We start from the raw sequence: 22,373 nt of genomic DNA, 5'->3' as shown, positions 1-22,373 counted from the left end.
GCGGAACGAGTTTCCATATCCTGACGGCCGACGCCCGATCGACTATGGGGACAAGGCGGGGGCGCGGCATCGGAGGACACGATGGCAAGGCGTTCTATCGCGGATCGGCTGGCGCAACTGGAAGCCCAGCGCAAGACTCTCGTCTCCAAGCTCAGCAAGCAGGAGCGCGCCAGGGACACAAGGCGCAAGGTGCTGCTCGGCGCGTTCATCCTGCACCGGCTCGAAAAGGGGCAGGACGCCTTTTCCAAGGACGGGCTGCACGACTGGCTGCGGCGCGAACTGCCCGGCTTCTTCGCCCGCGACGACGACGCCGCGCTGTTCGACGATCTGTTGAAAAAGCCCGCGCCTGAGAAGTCCGAAGGCGGCGCGTGATGGCGGCGCTTCGCATGCGCTCTCGGCCGGGCCGCTGACATGGAGTGGCTGCGGCAACTGGCCTTGGCGCTGCGCAATGTCGCGCGGATCGCGCGCGCCAATCCGGTGTGGGCGCTGACCACGCTGGTTTTGAGTCCGGTCCCGCTGTTGCGCCATCTGTTCGGGGTGGCGGTCCTGTTCCTGATCTCCGGTCTGGTGTTGACGCTCGGTATGGGCTTTGCACTGGGGCAGATCGGTGTGGCGAAAGGGACGTTGCTCTACGACGCGATCTATTTCGTCATCGGCATCGCGATCATCCTCATCGTCCTGCGCGCGCTCCTGCAACCGCTGATCCTGCACTACGGCTATGAGGAAGGGCTATGACAGCGACTGGTTCCGGGCCGCAATCATGGCGCAAGGCACGACACCGTGCATTCCGCCGCGCAAAAACCGCAAGGTCCAATACCACTATGACAAGGAGCTCTACCGCCAGCGCCACAAAATCGAGAATGTCTTCGGCAGAATCAAGGACTAGCGACGCGTCGCCACCCGTTACGATAGATGCGCGCGCACCTTCATGTCCGCCATCTCAATCGCCGCAACCTGCTGCTACTGGTTGTGATCAATGAGTCATCGTGTAATTTGTGGCTGCTTCCCCGGGCCGGCTGAGCGGCGCACCTTCTGGTTGTCGGACCTGAAGGAAGGAAGCAGCTATGAAGCACTATGCCGGAATAGACCTGTCGATGGAAACGTCGCACGTCTGCATTGTCGATGCCGAAGGGCGCAAGGTCGCAGCGCAATGCGTGGACAGCACGCCGGAAGCGATCGCCGCGCTGCTGGAACGCCATGGTCCGATGGAACGCGTGGTGATCGAGACCGGCCGGATGACGCCATGGGTTGCGCGTGGCCTGCACGAGCTGGGCGTCGCGATCGTGTGCATCGATGCGCGCCAGGCCCACCAGAGCCTCAAGGCGATGAAGGCGAACAAGACTGATCCACATGACGCAGCGGGGCTCGCGCAGTTGGCCCGGACCGGCTTTTACAAGGAGGTGCACGTCAAGTCGCCGACGTCGCACGGTGTACGCTCGGTGATCACCGCCCGCGCGCACCTGGTCGAGGCGCGCGTCCGGCTCGACAACACCATCCGCGGCTTATGCGCTACCTTCGGGATCAGACCGGGAGCTGGCCAGGGCGAGCGGTTTCTCGCACGGGTGCAGGCCGCCATCGCTGTCCCGGGGCTCGGCGAGGCAGTGGCTTCGCTGCTTCGGGCGCGAACCGGGCTGGTCGACGAGGTCCGTCGGATGGATCGCGAGCTCAAGGCGATCAGCATCGCCTCTCCAGCCTGTCAGGCGCTGATGAGCATCCCGGGCGTCGGTGTGCAGACCTCGGCTGCGTTCGCCGCCGCCGTCGATGAAGCGGGTCGGTTCAAGCGGTCGCGGACAGCCGGCGCCTACTTTGGCCTCGTCCCACGTCGGCACCAGTCCGGCGAGCTCGACTGGACCGGCCGGATCACCAAGCAGGGCGACGGCACCGTCCGCAAGCTCCTCTACGAGGCGGCGAACTCGATCCTGACGCGCACGCGGCAGACCTTCGCGCTGAAGACCTGGGCGCTGAAGATCGCGAAGCGGCGCGGCCTCAAGAAAGCCCGGGTCGCGCTCGCCCGCCGCCTCGCCGTCATCATGCACGCCATGCTCCGCGACGGCACCTTGTTCGAGGCCTGAAATGCGATAAGTTCCCGTTCGCCAGCGGTGATGCTCTCCAGCTGACCCGATGGCGGTGTCCCGCGAGGGAACGCAGGGACGGACGATCTGCGAAGGTTATCAGATGGGCTCCCGAGCCCGCTTCGAGTCAATGCAACGTTCGGCCTTGTGAGACCCGATACAGCACGACCGATCCTCGGATCGGCGAGTGCGGACAGATCCTTGAGACCCTCAAGGGACAACCGCCGAGCGACTGCAAATTACAGATCCTGACCCTAGCTAGCTCATCAAGCCGATCGCGAAGAGCCCCGCCGTCGTGATCCACCGTCGAGCGACGCCAAGCTCGCCTCCTGCCGCCACGCTGTCCACTCAGACGGATGCGCCCGCCACGGGTGCGAAGCACGGCACCATCCGTTCGCCGATTTCCGCCAGCGTCCAGCGCATCGGCATGTCGCATTGCAAGCTGTCGGCATCGACGCCGACGATCCTGGTCAGCATCTGCGGCCCTTCAGCCAGGCGGACGATCGCCAGCGCATAGGGCAGCTGCGCCATGAAGTCGCTCGGCGCGTTCCGCAATATCTCGGTGAAGCTGTAGAGCGTCGCCTCGCCGCTGACCGGCTCGAAGCTCAGATCGGCGGAGGCGCAATTGTTGCACCGGCGTCGCGGATGAAGCTGCAGCGTGCCGCACTGTCCACATTTCTGCACGACCTTCTCGCCCGCGCGGACGCGGTCCCACCAGATGTCTACGAAACTGGCGCCCTTGTCTGCTTGCATGGTCATCGTGCTTCCTTGCCGAGAATGGTGATCTGGGCGTCGGCATAAGCGCCGCCCGCGGATGTCTTGAGGACGACGGAGGCGTTCGGCACCTGCCGCTCGCCCGCTTCGCCACGCAGCTGCCGGACGCTTTCGACGATCGCCGCCAGGCCGATGCCCGCGCCGATATGCCCATAGGACATCGCATCGCCGAAGGTGGAGACCGGGATCGATCCGCCGGGGCGCGTCGCGCCCGATCGGAACAGCTCGGCGGCCTTGCCGCGCTCGCAGAAGCCCATCTCCTCCATCAGCACCAGATGGAAGATCGGATAGGCCATGTAGATTTCGACGATGTCGACGTCCGACGCGCTGATGCGCGCCTCCTTATAGGCCTTGTCGGCCACCTTCGCCCAGTTCATCCGCGTCACGTCGCGATGCTGCGCGAAGGAATAGGTGTTCACGATACCCGCTTCGCTCCAGATATGGACCGGGGTGTCGCGGACGCCCTTGGCGCGTTCGGCGGTGGTCACGACGAAGGCCGAGCCGCCATCGCCCAGCATGTTGAGCATCAGCGCGCGCATCGGCGATGCGACCATCTTGGACGCCATCACCTCCTCGACGGTAAGCGGGGTGCGGAACATCGCGTTGGGATGCAGGGTCGCCCATTCGCGGCACGAGACGGTGACTTCGGCCAGATCTTCGGCGGTCGCCCCGGTTTCGTGCATGTAACGCTGCGCCACGAAGGCGGGCATCGCATTGTAGACCATGCCGACCGGCGCTTCGAAATCGCGGTCGATGCCGGCCTTTGCGAAGAAGTCGAAGCCCTGCTGTCCCGACATCGTCGTGAACTTCTCGGCGTGGAGGCACAGCACCGCTTCGGACTGGCCGGATTCGACCATCGACTTCGCGGTCTTCAGCAGCGCGGTGCCGCTCGATCCACCGGCGTTGACCTGGGCGTTGAGCTTCACCGTCTCGCGCATGCTCAGCTCGTCGACCATCCGGGCGAAGCCGAGGTCGGTGTTGAACCAGGGATCGGCGAAGCAGGGCGCGGCGAGGATCGTGTCGATATCCTTGCGATCCATCCCGCTGTCCGCGATCGCCTGTTCGGCGACGGTGATGGCGATGTCGAGCGGCGCGCGATCGGGGAACTTCCCGCACGGCACTTCGCCCACTCCTGTGATGACGGCACGTCTTGTCATGAAAACTCCGGGTTTCGGTGGGATCAGCGGCCGGCGCGGACGTCGGCCAGGGCGCTGGATTCTTCGGTGGTGGGCGGTGGCCGCTCGCGGCAATCGGCGTGGCGGACGATCGTGAATCCGGTGCGGCGCTGCACCTCGTCACTGTCGATGCCCGGCGCGGTCTCGATCAGCTCCAGACCGTCCCAGCCCTGTTCGAAACTTGCGATCGGCGTGATCACCTGCTGCAACGAACAGGGCGGAAGCCCATAGGATTCCCGCAGTTTCCGGTTTCCGGCGACCGAGATTCGATGGACCTTCTCGACGAGCGCGCGTTCGTCATGCCGGGGCAGCGCGATGAAGAAACGTTCGCTGTGCGAGGTCAGGGTCGGCAGCCCGCCGCTGCCCGGCCCGCGTATCACCCGGCCATTGGCCTCGATCGCGATCAGATTGGCATTGCCATGGACATCGACCTGCATCGCGCCGGGAAAGGACACGCGGGTGCGATGGAGGTCGTTGAACACCCGCGACTGGACGAAGCTCGCCTGACGCGCCGCGATCACGTCGCGCGAATAGGTGCGCGACGCCATCACGTCGGCGCCGCCGCGTATGCCGGGCGACAGGAAATAGGTGCCCGCCGCGACCATGCGGAGGTTGGGCGCATGGAGCCGCCGCGCGACTTCCGCCGCCTGCCAAAGATCGAATTGCGATGCACCGATATGGAGGACGTCGCTGTCCTGCATCTGACGCGCCATGGTGATGATGAACAGCTCGTCGGCCGCGCTCATGCCAGCAGCTCCAGAAGCCGCCGAACGCCGACCCGTTCGAGAAAGGCGCGGTCGTCGCCGTCGAGACAGAGCATCGCGTCGAGCGCCGGCCTGACCGTACCCCAGTCCCCCGCCTTGCGCAGCGCCGACATCGTCGAGACATAGGTTTCGAGCCAAGGCACATCGTCGCTCAGCGCCGTGCTGCAGAAGGGATAGGTGCCCAGCGGCGCCGCCACGACGATATCGGCCTGCCAGGGCGCGACCCGATCGGGCGACGCCTGCAGCACGTCGGTCGGCACGATGCGTTCGACCTGGACGATCCGGCGCGCCGCCGCATCGACGAAGCCGCCATCACCGAAATCGGGGCCCCAGCCCAGGACATTGCCGTCGGCATCGGCGGCCTCGGCCCAATAAAGGAACATGTCGATATCGAGCGGGCGGACGCGCAGATAAGGCAGACCCGTACGATCGTCGGTAGCCTCCTCGCACAGCGGATTACGCGCGGCATCGGTGCCGAGCCCGCAGCGCCATGTCGTGTAGGGAAGTTTCTGCGCCGCCGCGCGCAGCGCCGTCAGCAATATGCCTTCATCGATATCCCAGGCTTCGATGCGGCCTTCCTGTACGGCCCATGTCAGCAGCGGCGGCAGGCCGGGAACGCCTTCCGCGCCGACAAAGGCCGCGATCACGCGACGCGCGACACCGCTGCCGGCGAGAATGTCGATCTCCATGCCGCCGAAGCCGCTGACGATCGTGAGATCGCGGACGGGCCGCTGCATCAGCGCGCGGACCAACGCCATCGGATGACCCGCATTGAGCGCGCCGCCGATGCCGATCGTCATGCCGCTTTCGATACCGGCGAGCGCGGCAGACAGGCTTGTCGCGATCTGCGCGCGCGCCGGCATCAGCGGCGGGCCTTCTCGCGGGCGCTGTCCACCCAGGCGCGCACCCGGCTCGTCACCGCGGAGGTGCTGAACAGGCCGGCCGAGATCGATCCTTCGAGCGCCAGCATCTCATCGGTATCGCCATGCGCGGCGTTGAGGACCGTCTTCGCGCCCTGCACGGCAAGAAGCGGCTGACCGGCGATGAGCGTCGCGAGTTCGACGGCGCGGGCGACCGCCCCTCCGGCCGGCGTCACTTCGTTGACCAACCCCATGTCGCGGGCGCGTTCGGCGCTCAGCCGCTCGCAGGTCATCACGATCTGCCGCGCGAGCCGGATCGGCAGCGCACGGCCGATCCGCACCGTCCCGCCCCAGCCGGGGATCAGGCCCAGATTGACCTCGGCCAGCCCGAACTTGCCGGTCTCGTCGGCGATGATGAAGTCGCATGCCAGCGCGATCTCAAGCCCACCGGCCAGGCAATAGCCGGCCACGGCGGCGATGATCGGCTTGCGGCCGGTCTCCAGCGGACGCAGCAGATCATAGCCGCTGCGGGTATAGTCCCAGGCGGTGTCGGTGTTGATGCCCTGGAACATCTCGATATCGCCGCCAGCACAGAAGGCGTCGCCCGCACCGGTCAGCACCGCTGCGCGAACATCCTGTTCCTTCGCCAGCCATTCCAACGCCTCTCGCAGCGCGGTGATCTGCGCGCCATCGAGCGCGTTGCGCTTGTCGGGCCGGTTCATCCGGATGATCGCGACTGCGTCGCGCCGGTATATCTCGACCCGCCCTTCGCGGACGAGCGTATAGGCATCCAGGTCGGTCTGCGTCGTCATGCTCGGGGTACCTCGGACAGCTTTTGCGGCGGGGTATCTGGCTGCGCGGGCGATGCCGCCTTGCCGGTCGCGCTATCACCGGTCAGCGCGGCGATCTCCGCCTCGCCGAAACCGATCTCGCGCAATATCTCGACGCTGTGCTGGCCGAGCTGCGCGGCGAGCCTGGACGGCTGCGGCTGCGATCGCGACCAGCTGCTCGGCACCGCCATCGAGACGACGGGCCCTTCGGTCTCATGCTCGACGGCCTGGAAGAAATCGATCGCCTTGAGATGGGGATCGTGCAGCAGTTCCTCGATCGTGTGGACCGGCATCACGGGGACGTCGATCTCCTCGAGCGCCACGAGCCATTCGGCGGTGGTGCGGGTGGCGATGATGTCGGCGACCATCTGGTAAAGCTCGTCGACATGCTGGGTGCGCGTCTGGAGATCGACGAAGCGCGGATCGGTCCTGACCAGTTCACCCTGTCCGACCAGGGTGAAGAAATCGCGCCAGTGATTGTCGTTGTAGATGACCGCGCAGACATAGCCGTCGCGGGTGGCATAGGGCCTGCGTTCGGGCGACAGCAGCCGCTCATAGCCCGATCCGCCGAGCGGCGGTTCGAAGGTCAGCCCGCCCAGATGATCACCGGCGACGAACTGCACCATCGTTTCGAACATCGGCACGCCGATCGACTGGCCCTCGCCGGTCTTCTCGCGATGATAGAGCGCGGCGGTGACGGCGTTGACGAGGTTGAGGCCCACCGCGCGATCGGCGATGGTGACAGGGACATAGCGCGGCCAGTCCGATCCCGCGCGCATCGCCAGCATCGGCAGGCCGACCGCGCCCTGGATCAGATCGTCATAGGCGGGCTTCGACGCATAGGGGCCGTTCTGGCCGAAGCCATAGGCGCCGACATAGATGATGCGCGGATTGATAGCCGCGACATCCTCATAGGACAGCCGCAGCCGCGCCATCGCCTGCGGGCGCACATTATAAATAAGGACATCGGCGGTCTCGATCAGCCGCCGCAGCGCGGCATGGCCCAGCTCGGTCTTCAGGTCGAGAACGATGCTGCGCTTGCTGCGGTTGATGTGCATGAACAGCGCGCCCATGCCGGGATTGCGCATCGGGCCGATCTTGCGTGATCCGTCACCCTGCGGGGACTCGACCTTGATCACGTCGGCGCCCATGTCGCCGAGGATCTGGGTCGCATAAGGCCCCATCAGGACCGTCGTCATATCGACTATCCGTACGCCCGCGAGAGGGCCCGGATGCCCGTTACTCGTAACCATATCCTCGCCCTAATATGAGATCGGCTTGTTGCCCCAACCGGGCCGGAAGCGGCGCGATGCCGCCTCCGGCACGTTCAGCCTATCACGTTGTCGAGCCGCTCCTTGGTCTCGACCAGTTCGTTGAGCATATCCATAACGACGTTGCGCACGGAGGTTTCCTCCTTGAAGTCGCCAACGAGCTGGCCGACCGGATAGATCAGATAATCGTTGCGGCGCGCGCGCTCGAGACGGCCGCGGGCTTCGATCTCCCAGAGATAACGCTGGCGGAAGGGCGGCAGGGGCCTCGGCGCATCGGGTGCTTCCCAGGCATCGGTGTAACCGCTGCGCAGCATCCGCGCGGTCTTGCCGGTGAGCGCCTTGGTCCACACCGAGTCCTTCGCCTCGGCCTCGAACATCCGCGCCTTGATCTCGGGCGTCACTTCGCTCTGCACCGTTTTCAGCCAGATCGATCCGCACCACACCCCCTCGCAGCCGAGCGCCAGCGCGGCCGCCAGCTGGCGGCCGCGACCGACACCGCCGGCGCCGAGAACCGGCAAATCCGGGACCGCATCGACGATCTGCGGCCACAGGATCATCGAGGTGACGGCGCCGGTGTGCCCACCGGCTTCGTTGCCCGCCGCGATCACGAAGTCGCAGCCCGCATCGCGGTGGCGGATCGCATGCTTGGCGCTGCCGGCGAGCGCGGCGATCTTGATGCCCTGCGCATGAGCGCGATCGACCAGCGCGCGCGGCGGCGAGCCGAGCGCGTTGACGATGAGCTTGATCGGATGCTTGAACGCGATGTCGAGCATCACCGCGCTTTCCTCGGGCGTCAGGTTGACGCTGTCCATATTGCGCGCGGCGATCGCGTCGACCTCATCATCGGGCAGCCGGGGAATGCCGGCGTCGTCGAGCATCTTGCGCACGAACTGGACATGTTCGTCGGGCAGGCTCTGCTGGCTGGCTTCCAGGTCGACGCCCTTGGTTTCATAGGTCGTCGGCATCAGGATATCGACGCCATAGGGCTTGCCTTCGACATGTTCGTCGATCCAGCGAAGCTCTTCCTCGACCTGTTCGGGCGTCGAGCGCGCGACGCCCAGCACGCCCATGCCGCCGGCCTTCGACACCTCGGCCACCACGTCGCGGCAATGCGAAAACGCGAAAATGGGCAGATCAATGCCAAACATCTCACACAACTTGCTGTTCATTGACGCCCTCGATCGATTCGGTACTATATATGGAACACTATTCAAATATCGGTACATGGCGCGGATTTTGCTGTCAACGCGATTGTCGCGCTTGAACAGCCTGACGATCGGTGTTGGACATCGTGCCGATGGACACGGGGAATGCGCCATTTCGAGGCTGGCCGGCCCTTAGCGCCTGCCCCACAACAGCTTTATTGATCCACATCCACACCGGTGCTAGTCTGAATGAGTGGACCAATATTGGAATATAATTCCATAATTAGTCTACAAGATAGGCCTCGACATGGGCCAAGAAGGAGAGCGACGTGAAAGCCATCATCACAGGAGCCGCCAGCGGAATCGGGCGAGCGGTTGCCGGGAAACTTGCGGCTGGCTCCCCGGGATCAAAGCTGCTGGTCACCGACCGAAGCGGCAACGGGCTGGAAACCCTGATCCACGATCTGGCCGATCGGGATGTCGAGATCGAACCTTTCGTCGCGGACATCACCCGCCCCGAAGACTGCGTTGCGATCGTCGAGCGCATGGAAGCCAGGTTCGGCGGCGTCGATGCGATCGTCAGCAATGCGGGCGGCGTTCGGGGTGGGCTGCTCAAAGAACTGGCGATCGACGCCTTCGACTATTCCTTCGCACTCAACACGCGGCCGACCTGGCTGCTCGCCAAAGCGGCCTATCCCATGCTGTGCGCATCGCGCGGATCGATCGTCGCGACCGCGTCGACCGCGGCGGAATATCCCACCTCACCGCTCGGCACCTATGGCGCGAGCAAGGCTGCGCTCGTCATGCTCGTCAAGCAGATGGCGGCAGAATGGGGCCGGGATGGCATACGCTGCAACATCGTGTCGCCCGGCCCGACCGTCACCGGCATCACCCAGCCGGTCTATGCCGACCCCGAGGCGCGCCGCACGCGCGTGGCGCACATCCCGCTAGGCCGGCTGGGCGAGGCGGACGATATCGCGGAAGCGATCCTGTTCCTGATCGATCGCCGCGCTTCGCACATCACCGGGGTCAACCTGACGGTCGACGGCGGCATGATCGTGGATGTGATGCGGCCGATCGGCGCCGGGACGGGCAATCTGCGGAACGAATAATCGGCGCCGAGCGGCGGCTGACGATCCGATCAGCCGCCAAAGGCCCAGGAAGCGCGCTTCGCGGCGGACCGGACCATGGCGACCATGGACTCCTGATTGGCCTCCAGCCGCGAGACCGGCACCGCCACGCCCATCGCGTACCGAACCTGCCCCATCCGGTCGAAGATCGGCGCGGCGATGGCGCCAAGGCCCTCGAGGCTTTCGCCCGCGACGACGGAAATACCATCGGCCTTGATACTGTCCAGAATCTTGAGCAGTTCGGCCTTCGACGTCACCGTCTTCGGCGTGCGCCGTTCGAGCGGCGTGTTGTCGAGATAATTGTTGACCATTTCCGCAGACTGGAACGCCAGCAGCGCCCGCCCCATGCCGGACGAATAGAGCACCCGGCGCGTGCCGACCGGCGGCGAATAGCGGATATCCTGACGACCCTGCACCACCTGGATATAAACGACTTCGCTGGTCCGCTCATCGAGCAGGCCCAGGATCGTGGTTTCGCCACTCTCTTCGGCCAGTTGCTGCAGGATCGGCTCGATGATCGCCAGCGCATCCGAATTGGCGGTAATCATGATGCCCATGCGCAGCGCCGCAGGGCCCAGCACGTAAACCGATTTGCGCAGCGACACATAACCGGCATTGGCCAATACGCGCAGATGGTTGAGCACGCTCGTCTTCGGGATATCGAGATGCTGCGACAGACGGGCCAGGGTCGTCCCCTCGGCGTTCTCGGCCAGGGTCTCGACGATCTGCATCACGCGGAGCGGAGAGCGCGGTCCCGGATATTCAGTTCTGCCGCCGCCCTCTTTGCCACCCGGCACACCTTGTTCGTCATCGCTCATCACGGCCTTGTGGCCTTGGACGGAAGACCTGACAAGATGCCTTCTGTCAGCTCAGTCACGCGACGCCGGATGTGATTTTCCCTGCATCTCATGCCTCGCCCGCAAGCCGCGCCCGTTCGAATCTGGTCGCTTCCGCCTCCGTCGTCCGCCGGCTGAGAAACCACAAGGCCGTCAAGGTGATCGGCGTGATCAGCAGCATGCTCAACACGCCTGTCTGCAGCGAGCCGGTGATGGTGGCGATCTTGCCGGTGCCATAGGGTCCCAGCGCGAGCCCGATCATCGTCGTGCCGACCAGATAGACCGACCCCACCGTGCCGTACATTCGCGGCAGGACCAGATCCTGGCACGCGGCTACGCACACGCCCCCCGTCACCGCCGTGACGAAATAGACCGCCGGGCTGATGAGAAGATAAGCCTGCAGGTCGACGCGGGTGTACATCAGCGCGATCAACGGAATGGGCAGCGCCGCACCGATCATGCAGGTGAAGATCCGTCCGCGCGGATCCCGCGCCTTCCAGATGTCGGAGAGCCGCCCGCCGGCCAGGATGCCGAGCGCCGATGCGATCGCGCCGGGAACCCCGATCATCGATCCGGCAGCCGTCGCCGACATGCCGAAGGTGCGGATCGCATAGGGCGCCGCCCAGAACGCCGCCGAATAGGTCAGCAAGGCGATGCACCCGAACGACAGCAGGCAAAGCGGGAGCGCCCAGTCGGCGCAGATCAGGTGAAAGGCGGGACGATCGGAATAGCGCAGATCCTGAATCCACGAGATGATCGCGTAAACGCCGATCGCCAGCGCGATCCACTGCCCATAATCGCCGGTCAGCCAGATCATCGCTGCGCTTACCAGCGCAACGATGCCCAGCGCGGCGATATTCCTGCTCAGCTCTCCGGGATAGCGGGCGATGTTCCACAGCGTGAAGGGCGGGATCACCGAAGCGAGATCGCGTCCGAACATCCGGAACACCGATACCCCCGGGAGCCCCGCGCTCTGCGGCGTCTCCGTCCGTGCGGGTTCGCGAAGACTGAATACCCAGACCGCCAGCAGCAGCCCGGGCAGGCCCACGGCGATGAACGCCGCCTGCCAACCGGCAAGACCCAGCGGCGCGGCGCGGAGGGCGTAGCTGGCGTCCCAGCTGTCGGCGATCCACCCGCCCAGCGGCAGGCTGATGCCAAAGCCGATATAGGCGCCGGTCGCGTAGATCGAGAGCGCGAACCCGCGCTTCTCCTTCGGAAAATAGGCCGCGATCAGTGAGAAGGCGGCCGGCGCGGCGCTCGCCTCGCCGATGCCGACACCGATCCGCGCGAAGGCCAGTTCGCCGAACGATTCCGAAAAGCCCGACAGGACCGTCATCGCCGACCAGATCGCCAGGCCGAGTGCCAGCAGGGTCACGCGATTCCATCGATCGGCCAGACGACCGAGCGGGATGCCGAAGGTCGCGTAGAAGATCGCAAAGGCGGTGCCATAGAGAAAGCCGAGCTGGGCGTCGGTCAGATCGAGGTCGCGCTTCACATTCTGCGCAAGGATTGAGAGGATCTGACGGTCTATGAAGTTCAGCGCATAGACGAGAATGAGCACACCCAGCACATACCAGGCGTAACGGCCTACGGCCTTGTGCGGGGCTGTCGATCCGGTTTCAGTCGCCACGGCTCTCTCCACCGGATTCATCAGCAGACGCGTGCGGCCGGCCCGAGAGGCCGGCCGTTCCGCCTTATTTGAAGTTGAACGTTGCCTGGAGCGTGATCTCGCGACCACGTTCGACGACGCCGCGCTGTTCGCCGATCATGCCGGGCACGCCCGCCCCGCCCGTTCGGTCGACCGCATAGACCAGCACATATTTGTTGGTCAGGTTGCGTCCGACGAGCGCCAGCTTCCAGCTGTCATTCTCCGACGCGATGCTCGCGCTGGCATTGAAGCGCCAGAAGTTCTTCTGGCGCGACTGGCCGACCAGCGTGTCCGAGGCGTAATAGGCGCTCGAATAAAAGCTGTCCCCTGTCAGCTCGGCGACCTGTCCGCCGAGCGGCACCGACAGGACGACACCGGCATTGGCCGTGAACTTGGGCGAACGCGCCGGCGTCCGGCCATCGAACACCTGTTCCAGCGTCAGGGCGGTGGTGTTGACGAACCGGCAGTTCGGCGGCGGCACCGCCGTCGCGCGGGTCGTGCCCGTCGGGAAGGCGTAGGAGTAGCACTGGCCGGTGAAGTTCTTGAACTTGTTGTCGACATAAGCGAGCGCGCCATGGACGCGCACGGCATCGTTGACCTTGATGTTGCTCTCAAGCTCGAAACCGGTCTGCCGCACCTTGCCGGCATTGTTGATCACATAGGTGACCAGTGCCGGATCATAGACGTTCACCTGCAGGTTCGAGAAATTATAGTGGAACAGCGCCGCGCTGAAGAAGCCCTTGCCGTCGAGGAAGCGCCCGCGCGCGCCGACTTCGAAGCCCTTGGCGGTTTCAGAGTCATAATCGACATTCGCGATCCGCGTGGCCGGCGACAATGGGCTGCCGAGACCGAATCCGCCCGACTTGAAACCGGTGCGATAAGCGCCGAACAAGGTCAGATCATCGGTCGGCCGCCAGGTCAGCGTGACTTCGGGCGAGACGTTGGAGTCCGAGAAATGGCCCTTGAGGACGCCGACTTCGTCCGATCCCGGATAGACGGTGTTCGCGGTGAAGAATGAGCCGAAACTGTAGATATTCTGCTTGCGGTAGTTCTTGGTCTGCCGGGTCCAGCGCGCACCGCCGGCCAGATCGAGTTGATCGGTCAGCGCGTAACGAAGCTGGCCGAACGCCGAATAGGTGTTGCCATTCTGACGCGCGATGCCGATCCATGAGACATAGCGGTTGGCTGCAGCGTTGTAGAAGGTCGTATCGCTCAGCTTGGATTCATTGCCATAGGTCATCCGGCTGTTTTCGAAGAAGCCGCCAACCATGAAGTTGAGCCTGGAGCCGATATCGCCCTGCAGGCGGAATTCCTGCGAGATGTAGCGTTCGTGCGGGGTTTCCGCCGCCGCGAGCTGCGAAAAGGTCGTCTGATCGAAGCCGGAGAAGGCGTCATAATCGGTGACCGTATAGCCGGTCAGCGAGCTCAGGCTCATCTCGCCGAGCTTGGTTTCGATGCCGAGCGACGCGAGCGAAACATCGAGCCTGCCCAGCGGTGAGCCATCGGTCTTCACCAGCTGATAGGTCTCCCCGATCGCGCGCGGAGAATCGCCCACGGTGGTGCGATTGTCGATCCGGCAGTCACCCGCCGTATCGGCAATCCCGTTGACCCGCGGGAAAGGGCCGGTGCACGGGCCGATATTCTGCGTCGAAACGCCCGTGCCCCCATCCTTCGAATGCGCGCGGAACAGCTTCAGGGTCGCCTTGGTCGCATCGGTTGGCTGATAGACCAGGGTGACGCGGCCGAGGATCTCCTTCTCGCCGGGGCGGCTGTCGGAGGCTCCCGGCAGGTTGGCGATGCTGGCGGGCACGCCGGTCGCCGGATTGTAGAAGGGGTTGGCCATCGGCTGTGCGGTGTTGCGCAGCCAGCCTTTCATATGGCGATACTGGATCGCGAAGCGCGCGCCGAGCGTGTCGGTGAGCGGGCCGGAAACCGAAGCGCGCGTCGTGATCTCATCGCCGACGAACTCATAGCCCGACTGAAGCGAGGCTTCGAAATTGCGGGTCGGCCCCTTGGTCGTGATCGAGATGACGCCGGCGGTGCTGTTCTTGCCGTAGAACAGCGCCTGCGGACCCTTGAGCACTTCGACCTGCTCGAGATCGAAGAAGCCGAAGGTGGCGACGCGGCCGCTGCTTGCCTGGACGCCGTCGACCGCGACCGAAACCGCCTGTTCGAAACCGATCTGATTGGCGGGCGAGCTGATGCCGCGGATCGCGATCGATCCGCCGCCCTGATCGGGATAGGACGCCACGATGATGCTGGGGGTGAGCGCGCCGATCGTCGCCAGGCTATCGGCATTGTAGCGGGCCAGCGTCTCGGCATTCTGCACCGACACGACCACCGGCACCTGCATCAGGCTCTCGCTCTGGCGGCGTGCCGTCACCACGATGTCGCCTTCGTTCGACACGGCTTCCGATTGCGGTTCGGCGGAAGGAGCCCCCGACGCCTTCTGCGCGTGCGCCGGCAGTGCGGCAGCGCCGAACACCGTCGAAAGAAACACCAGCTTCAACAGCTTCACTCTCATCATGCTCTCCCGGTATTTTCTGGTTGAAATCGCTTATTCAGGTTCGGACTAATGGGGCCGCGTCGGATCTTGCGACGCCGGGCGAACGGCGCGCAGCCGGGCCCTCGCCTGTTCCGACATCATCTCGGGGTCCCAATCGGCCGCGAAATCGACTTCGGTGCTGACCTTGTGCGGGACGGCCTCCTGCACCTTCGCGACGATCTGCGCCGCGATCATATCGAGCTGGAAGCAGAACGGGCTGGTCGGCCGCAAGGTGATCGCGATCGCCCCGTCGCGGACGTCGACAGCCTTGATGATACCCATGTCGATCACGTCGATCGGTACACCCGCGGCGATGCTGCACGGATCGACGACCCGCCGCAGCGCATCCCGCACGAGACGCTCGACCTCGTCACGGCCGCCGGGCGCCGTTGCGGGCGACGATGGGTCCACCCCGGTCATCATGCCTTCACGACCGCCGGATCCTGCGGCGAGGACGCCGTCGGCGCAGTGGAAAAGGGCGGCAGCATCCCGCCCGCCTGCCGCCGCGCCTGGCTGAACTCGTCATTCTCGCAGGCGGCGAGCCTGGCCGCCATGTCGATACCCGTCATCCGCACGAAATTATTGGCCAGCATGTCGCGCCGGTCATCGTCGCTGATCTGGGCGATGCCTTCGCCTTCGATCGTCTCCTGACGAAAGCGGAAGCGCTGAAATGCTTCCAGCCCCGCGCGCGGATGGATCACCATCAGGCCGCCGGTGCCCCACAGTATCTTCTTGCGCATGCCGTCCGACTGCATGAACTGCGCCATCACGCGCTCCCACTGCGCCGGGCGGATCGTCAGCAGGCTGCTCGTCGACTCCAGATTGACGTAAACGTTCGGGAAGCGACGGATCTGGAACATCGTCTCTTCGACGAACGCCATGCCGCCATGGACGATCTCGAAATTCAGCTCGGGGAATTCGATCGCCGCGCGGTCGATATCGTCGACCCGATAATGGTCTAGCTCGACCTGGCCGAGCGGCAGCGCCTTGTGGATCGCCACCGCCTTGAGGCCCATCTTGCGGGCCTTTTCGAAGATCGGAAAGGCGATCTCCGGATTGTCCATCTTCCAGCCGGTTATCTCGTCGGCCAGCCAGCTGTTGGGATAGAGTTTGACGCCGACGGCATCGCCTTCGAGCATGTCGAACTGGCGATCCATCTCGTCGAGCGCCGCGGCGCCCGACATGGCGTCGACGCCGATATAGAAGGCGAAACGGTGCGGCCATTTCTGCTTGGCGCGTACCGCCTTCTCGATCGAGCAGGCGCCGTCCCTGAACGCCATGATCGGCAGAACATGATAGGCCGCCAAGTCGGTCTGGCTTTCGGCGAAGGCGACGCGGGCGGCATCGTCGATGCTCCAGTTGCGGCGATATTCGTCATGGCCGTCGAGCACGAACCCCTCAGGCCCGAGCATCGACGCGCGGGTGATCCGGTCGGCAAAGACGCTGCCATACTGATTGCGGAAATTGGCGCCGGTAAAATTGAATGCGTGAACCACCGCATCGATCACCGGCAAATCGTTCAACATAATTTGATCCTCTCAGTCTCCGGCCAGAATGGGCGGTTAGCCCATATACTCTACGTCCCTTTCACTGGCTGAGACGTGCAACCGTTCGAATGCAGCCGACGAAACCTCATCACTTCTATCGAATATACCGCGCTGGTATTTCGCATTACTGTTTATTATTTGGAATATCATTCCTATATCGGAACAGTAACCGTACTACATCCAAGCGGCCATGATGTCAACATTGGACCTTCGCGGCTGGCAAAAGTCGGATTTTCCAGCCCGTGCCGGTTGCCCACGCCACAAGGATCGAGGCGATGAAGACCACATCTCGGTCAACACCGCCTCGATCAGGCTGGGTGGGCCCGTCAGAATTTCATGCCCACCGTCACGCCATAGGTGGCTGGCATGCCGGCGGTGCGGACGATGGTGTCGCTGATCCGGTTGACGTTGTTCCAATAATATTTGTTGGTGATGTTCTTGCCCCACATCTGCACCCTCCAGCCGTCCTCGGTCTCGAGGCCGATCTGCGCGTCGACCAGCGTGTAGCCATCGATGTTATAGGCGTTGCTGGTCGCCCCGATCACGCCCTTGGTCTTGCTCCGGAAGGTGAGCGAGCTGCCGAGGAACGCCTTGACCTTCTCGGCCACAGGAAATTCGTAGACCGCGTCGAACGAGCCCGACCAGTCGGGCGCTAGGTTGAACTTCTCCCCGGCCAGATCGGTGAGCACGCCGTTCACATCGAAGCCGTTGAACGTCTTGATCTTGGTGTCGATGTAGGTGACCCCGCCCGAGAGCGTCAGGCCGCTTACCGGCACGACGGTGGCCGACAGCTCCGCACCGTAAACGCGCGATTTCGGAATGTTGACGATCGCGATCAGCGGACCGAACACGGCGTCTGGCACGAAGTTGCTGAGCTGCTTGTTCTTATAGTCATAATAGAAGCCCGCGCCTTCGATGTTGACCCGCCTGTCGGCCAGCGACGCCTTGAAGCCGGCCTCATAGGTCATCACCGATTCCTGCTTGGCGGGCAGGAACTGGACCGATGTGGATGCGCCGATCGTCGGGAAGCTGCCGGACTTATAGCCCTTGGCGACGCGCGCATAGAGCAGCGTGCGGGGTGTGGGTTTGAAGTTGGCCGTGAGGTTCCAGGAGACATTGTCCTCATTGAGAATCTGCCGGCTATCGGTCGGAAGGAAGGTGGGCGGATTGCCGTTCCGCGGGATATTGTCGAGGGTGATACAGCCGCCTTCCACAATGGGATTGGCGCCCGTATTCCCGCTCAGAAGCCCGTAGAGAATATTGAAGAAGCCCCGCAGGCTCGACGTGACCCCCGGATTGGGCTGGTTGGGCACCGGCGGTCCGGAATCGAGGTTACATCCGACGAAATCGATCTTCGTCTTCGTGTAACGGGCGCCGCCGACGATATTGAACTGGTCCGACAGCTTGACCTCGATATTGCCGAATGCGGCGAAGGCCTCGGTCTTCTGCTTGCTGAAGGTGGGCGAGAAGATGGCGCTGAAACCCGAACCGCCGATGTTCTGCGTGTTTGACAGCTCGTGGATCAGGATGTTCTGCACCTCATCGATCGTATTTTTCTGGTAGTTGCCACCGACCACCCAGTTCACCCGGCCGGCTTTGCCCGACAGGCGAAGCTCCTGGTTGAACTCCTTGATGTCGCCGACCTGATTGACTTCGCCGATCTCGTAGCTCGTCCCGTCGACATCGATCAGGGAGTCGGTGCTGAAACGCGAATAGGTGCTGAGCGACGTCAGCGTCATCGAATCGTTCATGTCGAAATCGAGCCGGAGAAACGGTTGCGCAAACCAGCTGTCATATTGCAGCTTCTTGTTGTTCCCGCTGAACGGCAGCTTCGGATCCCAGTCCGCGGCGCGCGGGCTACGCGGCGAGGTCGGATAGGCGACAAGCTGCGGAAGCCCGGGCGGCTGCAGAGGGGCATATTGGATTAGCTGATTGGCCTGCGAGTCCGAACGGTCCTTCCAGCCGTTGATCCCGGCATTGACCTTCAGCTGGTCGGTCGGTTCCCATTCCAGGAGCGCGCGTCCGACGAACTGATCGCGGTTGCCGAGCTTCTGGCCATGAGTGTAGCTCTTCTGCCAAGCGCCGCCGCCGTCCTGCCGGCCCGCGATGCGAACGCGCATGGTGTCGGAAACCGGACCGCTGACGAATCCCTCGACACTCCAGCGATTGAACCGGGCGAACGTCCCCGAGACACTGGCTTCGAACGTGTCGGTCGGCTTGTTGGCGATGTAGTTGATCGCCCCGCCGGTCGAGTTCTGGCCGAACAGCGTTCCCTGCGGGCCTTTATAGGCCTCCACCCGCTGCAGATCGAGGCCGATCCCCTGCGTCATCGCCGGATAGGCGAGCGGAACTTCGTCGACATAGACGGCGACGGCCGAGGTAGCGGCGAGGTTGGCCGAATTGAAGCCCACGCCGCGCAGCGTGTACACGATGGTCGCGCCATTGCCGGTACTGGCGACGGAAAGGCCCGGGACGATTTTCACCAGGTCCAATGCGGATGTGATGTCGCGGCGCTCGAGCGCCTCTTTTCCAACGGTGACGATCGACAAACCAACATCGCTTGCAGCCTGCACGCGCTTCTGAGCCGTAACTACAATCTCGCCTAGCTCGTTTTCATTGGACGACGCCGACGTCTGAGCAGATGCCACCGATGCGAGTACCAGTTGACTGGCCATAAGACCGCCGATCATCAACGAATATTTCTTTACCTTCGTCATCCCAATCTCCCCATTTAATCTTTAAAATATCTTATGAATTTATATTCAATCCAGATTTTATTCTAATTTATGTGTGAAATCATATATTTTGTCCGAATAACTACAATTATCACTTATAACCCAGCGCCATGGCTCTGCACTTGCAACTGATCCGAATCATTCCAATATATGAATATTATGCCATTATCGGTTTATTGGCTATCATCGCCCCCGCAGAGTGTCAACGCGGCGAAATTTTGCGGTTGCCTGAACGCCGAGCTGCAAATCTCGGCGACGCGCGGCGCCCCACCCCAAAATGCCCTTGACGGCTGCCGGTGCGATGCTACAAAGTCCGATATAGGAATAATAGACCGATATTAGAATACGTTCTGCGGGTGTCGTTCCCGCGTCATGGAAGTCGGATCACGGACGACCGGGAAGATTCTCTGTTGGAGAGGGAGAGTTCTGTGCAGCAGATCAACACTTCGTCGGCCCCGCCGGCCGCTGGTCAGGACTTCCTGTCGCTGACGGGATGCAATCCCTATCCCTTTTACGACAGGCTGCGCACGCAGGCTTCCTTGTTTTGGGACGATTCCGCCAATGGCTGGTTGGTGACGAGCTACGAAGCCTGCCGCTATGTCGAGCTGCGCGAGGATCTGTTCCGGCACCCTTATGCCGATCCCATTCCGAACCTGCGGGAAATCAAGGGCGGCGAAACGATCAGCGTCCTTCAGGGGCCGCGCCATCCATTGATGCACCGCTTTCTGCTCAGCATGTTTACGCCCAGGCAGGTCAAGGATTATTGCGAACATTATATCCGACCGATCGTACGGGATCTGCTGGCGCGTTTTTCGGCAAGCGGTACGGCCGAACTCTCATCCGCTTTCGGCGATCTCGTGCCACCACGGGTGATCCTCGCGCTGCTCGGCATGCCCTGGCAGGACGACGCTCTGGTTCACCGCGTCGTCGAGCTGCACAATGTCATCAACCAGTGGATCAGCGGACTCAACCTTCCAGGGATCGACGAGCAGGCGCTCGCGGCGTCGCGCGAACTCAACGACATGCTGCTGCCGTTCATTCGGGCGCGGCGGGAAACGCTGGGCATGGATCTGATCAGCCGGGTTTGGTCGGCATGGCCCGAATCGCTGGGCGAACCGGGCGACGACGACGTGATGGCCGTCGGCCGTGAGCTGTTCCTGGCTGGCGCCGAAGCCACGACCCACGCCATTTCCAACGCCTTCTACCTGCTGCTCTCGGACGCGGACCTCATGGCGCGGGTAAGGGCCAACAGGCAGCAGATGGTGCCCCAGGTCGTCGAGGAATCGCTGCGGCTGTTCGGGGCGGTTCACTATCGCTATCGCGTCGCTAATCAGGATTGCGAGATTGATGGCATTCCGGTCGCGGCCGATCAGAAGCTGGTGCTGATCAACGCCGCCGCCAACCGCGATCCCGCCCGATATGAATCCCCCGAGCGGGTCGACGTCAATCGCGGCATGCTGCGCGACCACCTCGCCTTCAATGTCGGCCCGCGCACGTGCATCGGGGCCGGGCTCGCTAGGGCGGAAATCGTCGAGGCGATCAACGGGCTGCTCAATGTGGCGCAGAATCTCAGGCTGGACGGCGATGCGCCGGAGCCGGTTTTCGTCGGCCATTTCGCACGGTCTTTCAGACCGCTGCACGTGACCTTCGATCCGATATCCTGATCCGCTTTCATTCGGTCACGACCGGCAAAACCCATCGACGGGGGACCATATGGTCAGCAAAGAATCTCAGAACATCATCGATCTGTACAAATCATGGAAAGCACGCAGCGGGCCGGACACGACCATCACCGACCTTCGCGAGCTGTTCGAGGAATGGAGCCATCTGACCCGGGAACCGGGCGGCGTCGATTATATCGAGGTCATGGCCGGCTCGGTGCCCGCCATGTGGATCGTTCCGAAGGATTGCTCGCGCAAGCACGTCCTCCTCTGCTCGCACGGCGGCGGCTATGTCGGCGGCTCGATGTACGCCCATCGCAAATTCTTCGCGCAGATGGCAAAGGCGGTCGGCTGCATCGCGCTCAACGTCGATTACCGCCTAGCGCCCGAACATATGCATCCGACGCCCGTCCAGGACATGACCGAAGCCTATCGCTGGCTAATCGAAAGCGAGGGCCATGCCCCGGAGAATATCGCCCTGATCGGCGATTCCGCAGGCGGAGCGCTGGCCCTAACCAACATCGAGAATATCCGTCGCGCCGGCCTGCCTACGCCCGGCGCAACCATGCCCATGTCGCCATGGTGCTGCGGAGACCATTCTGGCCAAAGTTATCAGACAAATCACGAGAACGACGTCCTCACCGATGAGGCATTTTCCGAGGAACTGGCCAATATCGTGCTAGGCGCTAACGCGGATCGTAAGGATCCGCTGAGCAACCCGCTCTACATCGATTATGGAGGGTTTCCGCCGATCTATATTCAGGTGGGTGGTTATGAGGCGATCGTGGACGATAGTCGACGGATCGCCGAAAAAGCGAAGCGGGACGGGGCGGACGTCAAGATCGACGTTTTCCCCGAGATGCAGCATTGCTTCCAGCTCATGGCGGGAAAGGCGCCCGAAGCCGATGACGCAATACATCGCTTTGCGGGCTGGGTTCGCCCGATTCTAGGCCTCAACTCAAAGCTGGGGTAGCCTGAATGAGCTTATCTCGGTGTCCTTGAAACCGGCAGCAGCTCAATCCTCACCCCCCTTCCCCGATTTGAGACGATCGCAATTTCGAATGCCACGATTAGATTGCTGAGGATCATATCGGGCGACGTCGTCGGCCAACCTGCCCGATTGGGCGGCGATGGTGCTGCGCTAACGACGCTTTGCTGCCGAAGATGATCGGCCATGCCGGGCCGCGGCCCGTCATTGAAGGCCGATGTCGCGTGAACGCCCAATGCCGGGCGTGACCGTCTGGCGGGGCCGCGCTGAACTCGGCGCGGCTTTGATCCCGCCAAAAAGCTGTCCGGCTAAAGAGCGCCCTCGGGCGCGCCGGACTAAGAAGCGGTCGAAGGAGCGGCATCGGAGCCCGATGCCGCGCGTTGCATGGCTTT

20 protein-coding genes are annotated in these 22,373 nt (G+C 63.3%); 7 read left to right on the top strand and 13 right to left on the bottom strand.

The genetic code is table 11. The features are described 5' to 3' along the window. Positions 1 to 81: 81 nt before the first annotated feature. The 4 genes from HRJ34_RS18375 to HRJ34_RS18360 all read left to right on the top strand — a co-directional run bounded on the left by HRJ34_RS18375 (position 82) and on the right by HRJ34_RS18360 (position 2,072). Positions 82 to 372: a mobilization protein gene (locus tag HRJ34_RS18375; RefSeq protein ID WP_208632087.1), complete on the top strand. Its 291-nt coding sequence runs from the start codon at positions 82 to 84 to the stop codon at positions 370 to 372. A 39-nt stretch (positions 373 to 411) separates the two neighbouring features. Beyond that, positions 412 to 735, top strand: a complete 324-nt coding sequence (locus HRJ34_RS18370) for a hypothetical protein (RefSeq protein ID WP_208632086.1) — start codon at positions 412 to 414, stop codon at positions 733 to 735. Then, positions 719 to 886, top strand: coding sequence for a transposase (locus tag HRJ34_RS18365; protein ID WP_208632085.1), 168 nt, complete (start codon positions 719 to 721; stop codon positions 884 to 886). The genes HRJ34_RS18370 and HRJ34_RS18365 overlap by 17 nt, the downstream gene beginning before the upstream one ends. A 178-nt stretch (positions 887 to 1,064) precedes the next feature. Beyond that, positions 1,065 to 2,072 (top strand): IS110 family RNA-guided transposase, encoded by a 1,008-nt coding sequence (locus HRJ34_RS18360; RefSeq protein ID WP_208632084.1) that lies wholly within the window; start codon positions 1,065 to 1,067, stop codon positions 2,070 to 2,072. Between the two features lie 348 nt (positions 2,073 to 2,420). On the opposite strand, the gene HRJ34_RS18355 is transcribed toward HRJ34_RS18360, so the two are convergent. The 7 genes from HRJ34_RS18355 to HRJ34_RS18325 form a co-directional block, all read right to left on the bottom strand. After that, positions 2,421 to 2,831, bottom strand: coding sequence for a Zn-ribbon domain-containing OB-fold protein (locus HRJ34_RS18355; protein ID WP_208632083.1), 411 nt, complete (start codon positions 2,829 to 2,831; stop codon positions 2,421 to 2,423). Then, entirely contained in the window at positions 2,828 to 4,003 is a 1,176-nt protein-coding gene (locus tag HRJ34_RS18350) for a thiolase family protein (RefSeq protein WP_208632082.1), read from the bottom strand. Before HRJ34_RS18350 ends, HRJ34_RS18355 begins: the two co-directional genes overlap by 4 nt. A gap of 23 nt (positions 4,004 to 4,026) precedes the next feature. Further along, positions 4,027 to 4,767 (bottom strand): hypothetical protein, encoded by a 741-nt coding sequence (locus tag HRJ34_RS18345; protein WP_208632081.1) that lies wholly within the window; start codon positions 4,765 to 4,767, stop codon positions 4,027 to 4,029. Then, a complete protein-coding gene (locus HRJ34_RS18340; protein ID WP_208632080.1) occupies positions 4,764 to 5,648 on the bottom strand; it encodes a CoA transferase subunit A in 885 nt (294 codons plus the stop codon). The genes HRJ34_RS18345 and HRJ34_RS18340 overlap by 4 nt, the downstream gene beginning before the upstream one ends. Continuing rightward, positions 5,648 to 6,457 (bottom strand): enoyl-CoA hydratase/isomerase family protein, encoded by an 810-nt coding sequence (locus tag HRJ34_RS18335; protein ID WP_208632079.1) that lies wholly within the window; start codon positions 6,455 to 6,457, stop codon positions 5,648 to 5,650. The genes HRJ34_RS18340 and HRJ34_RS18335 overlap by 1 nt, the downstream gene beginning before the upstream one ends. Then, positions 6,454 to 7,728 carry a CaiB/BaiF CoA transferase family protein gene (locus HRJ34_RS18330; RefSeq protein WP_226948850.1) on the bottom strand — a complete coding sequence of 425 codons (1,275 nt, stop codon included), beginning with the start codon at positions 7,726 to 7,728 and terminating at the stop codon, positions 6,454 to 6,456. The genes HRJ34_RS18335 and HRJ34_RS18330 overlap by 4 nt, the downstream gene beginning before the upstream one ends. 74 nt (positions 7,729 to 7,802) lie before the next feature. Continuing rightward, a complete protein-coding gene (locus HRJ34_RS18325; RefSeq protein ID WP_208632077.1) occupies positions 7,803 to 9,065 on the bottom strand; it encodes a nitronate monooxygenase in 1,263 nt (420 codons plus the stop codon). A 155-nt stretch (positions 9,066 to 9,220) separates the two neighbouring features. Here HRJ34_RS18325 and HRJ34_RS18320 point away from each other — a divergent pair, with 155 nt between their 5' ends. Next, positions 9,221 to 10,003 carry an SDR family NAD(P)-dependent oxidoreductase gene (locus tag HRJ34_RS18320; RefSeq protein ID WP_208632076.1) on the top strand — a complete coding sequence of 261 codons (783 nt, stop codon included), beginning with the start codon at positions 9,221 to 9,223 and terminating at the stop codon, positions 10,001 to 10,003. Positions 10,004 to 10,032: 29 nt separating this feature from the next. Here HRJ34_RS18320 and HRJ34_RS18315 read toward each other — a convergent pair whose 3' ends face one another. The 6 genes from HRJ34_RS18315 to HRJ34_RS18290 all read right to left on the bottom strand — a co-directional run bounded on the left by HRJ34_RS18315 (position 10,033) and on the right by HRJ34_RS18290 (position 19,314). After that, positions 10,033 to 10,839, bottom strand: a complete 807-nt coding sequence (locus tag HRJ34_RS18315) for an IclR family transcriptional regulator (RefSeq protein ID WP_208632075.1) — start codon at positions 10,837 to 10,839, stop codon at positions 10,033 to 10,035. 88 nt (positions 10,840 to 10,927) lie between these two features. Further along, positions 10,928 to 12,508 (bottom strand): spinster family MFS transporter, encoded by a 1,581-nt coding sequence (locus tag HRJ34_RS18310; RefSeq protein WP_208632074.1) that lies wholly within the window; start codon positions 12,506 to 12,508, stop codon positions 10,928 to 10,930. 43 nt (positions 12,509 to 12,551) lie between these two features. Then, positions 12,552 to 15,029, bottom strand: coding sequence for a TonB-dependent receptor (locus HRJ34_RS18305; RefSeq protein ID WP_404947150.1), 2,478 nt, complete (start codon positions 15,027 to 15,029; stop codon positions 12,552 to 12,554). A gap of 48 nt (positions 15,030 to 15,077) precedes the next feature. Continuing rightward, on the bottom strand, positions 15,078 to 15,470 hold the full coding sequence (locus tag HRJ34_RS18300; RefSeq protein WP_208632072.1) for a metal-sulfur cluster assembly factor: 393 nt from the start codon (positions 15,468 to 15,470) through the stop codon (positions 15,078 to 15,080). Continuing rightward, positions 15,470 to 16,576: an amidohydrolase family protein gene (locus HRJ34_RS18295; RefSeq protein ID WP_208632071.1), complete on the bottom strand. Its 1,107-nt coding sequence runs from the start codon at positions 16,574 to 16,576 to the stop codon at positions 15,470 to 15,472. Before HRJ34_RS18295 ends, HRJ34_RS18300 begins: the two co-directional genes overlap by 1 nt. Before the next feature lie 347 nt (positions 16,577 to 16,923). Continuing rightward, positions 16,924 to 19,314: a TonB-dependent receptor gene (locus HRJ34_RS18290; protein WP_208632070.1), complete on the bottom strand. Its 2,391-nt coding sequence runs from the start codon at positions 19,312 to 19,314 to the stop codon at positions 16,924 to 16,926. Between the two features lie 446 nt (positions 19,315 to 19,760). Between HRJ34_RS18290 and HRJ34_RS18285 the strand changes: the two genes are divergently transcribed. Then, positions 19,761 to 20,996, top strand: coding sequence for a cytochrome P450 (locus tag HRJ34_RS18285; RefSeq protein ID WP_208632069.1), 1,236 nt, complete (start codon positions 19,761 to 19,763; stop codon positions 20,994 to 20,996). Positions 20,997 to 21,045: 49 nt separating this feature from the next. Continuing rightward, positions 21,046 to 21,966 carry an alpha/beta hydrolase gene (locus tag HRJ34_RS18280; RefSeq protein ID WP_208632068.1) on the top strand — a complete coding sequence of 307 codons (921 nt, stop codon included), beginning with the start codon at positions 21,046 to 21,048 and terminating at the stop codon, positions 21,964 to 21,966. Positions 21,967 to 22,373: the final 407 nt, after the last annotated feature.

This window comes from Rhizorhabdus wittichii (assembly GCF_017607425.1).
Lineage (GTDB): Bacteria > Pseudomonadota > Alphaproteobacteria > Sphingomonadales > Sphingomonadaceae > Rhizorhabdus > Rhizorhabdus wittichii.
This window is presented reverse-complemented; position numbering and strand designations above follow the sequence as displayed.

Coding starts and splice junctions, on each gene's coding strand:
- HRJ34_RS18375 (WP_208632087.1), top strand. CDS start 82: ATGGCAAGGCGTTCTATCGCGGATCGGCTGGCGCAACTGGAAGCCCAG.
- HRJ34_RS18370 (WP_208632086.1), top strand. CDS start 412: ATGGAGTGGCTGCGGCAACTGGCCTTGGCGCTGCGCAATGTCGCGCGG.
- HRJ34_RS18365 (WP_208632085.1), top strand. CDS start 719: ATGAGGAAGGGCTATGACAGCGACTGGTTCCGGGCCGCAATCATGGCG.
- HRJ34_RS18360 (WP_208632084.1), top strand. CDS start 1,065: ATGAAGCACTATGCCGGAATAGACCTGTCGATGGAAACGTCGCACGTC.
- HRJ34_RS18355 (WP_208632083.1), bottom strand. CDS start 2,831: ATGACCATGCAAGCAGACAAGGGCGCCAGTTTCGTAGACATCTGGTGG.
- HRJ34_RS18350 (WP_208632082.1), bottom strand. CDS start 4,003: ATGACAAGACGTGCCGTCATCACAGGAGTGGGCGAAGTGCCGTGCGGG.
- HRJ34_RS18345 (WP_208632081.1), bottom strand. CDS start 4,767: ATGAGCGCGGCCGACGAGCTGTTCATCATCACCATGGCGCGTCAGATG.
- HRJ34_RS18340 (WP_208632080.1), bottom strand. CDS start 5,648: ATGCCGGCGCGCGCGCAGATCGCGACAAGCCTGTCTGCCGCGCTCGCC.
- HRJ34_RS18335 (WP_208632079.1), bottom strand. CDS start 6,457: ATGACGACGCAGACCGACCTGGATGCCTATACGCTCGTCCGCGAAGGG.
- HRJ34_RS18330 (WP_226948850.1), bottom strand. CDS start 7,728: ATGGTTACGAGTAACGGGCATCCGGGCCCTCTCGCGGGCGTACGGATA.
- HRJ34_RS18325 (WP_208632077.1), bottom strand. CDS start 9,065: ATGGCGCATTCCCCGTGTCCATCGGCACGATGTCCAACACCGATCGTC.
- HRJ34_RS18315 (WP_208632075.1), bottom strand. CDS start 10,839: ATGAGCGATGACGAACAAGGTGTGCCGGGTGGCAAAGAGGGCGGCGGC.
- HRJ34_RS18310 (WP_208632074.1), bottom strand. CDS start 12,508: ATGAATCCGGTGGAGAGAGCCGTGGCGACTGAAACCGGATCGACAGCC.
- HRJ34_RS18305 (WP_404947150.1), bottom strand. CDS start 15,029: ATGAGAGTGAAGCTGTTGAAGCTGGTGTTTCTTTCGACGGTGTTCGGC.
- HRJ34_RS18300 (WP_208632072.1), bottom strand. CDS start 15,470: ATGACCGGGGTGGACCCATCGTCGCCCGCAACGGCGCCCGGCGGCCGT.
- HRJ34_RS18295 (WP_208632071.1), bottom strand. CDS start 16,576: ATGTTGAACGATTTGCCGGTGATCGATGCGGTGGTTCACGCATTCAAT.
- HRJ34_RS18290 (WP_208632070.1), bottom strand. CDS start 19,314: ATGACGAAGGTAAAGAAATATTCGTTGATGATCGGCGGTCTTATGGCC.
- HRJ34_RS18280 (WP_208632068.1), top strand. CDS start 21,046: ATGGTCAGCAAAGAATCTCAGAACATCATCGATCTGTACAAATCATGG.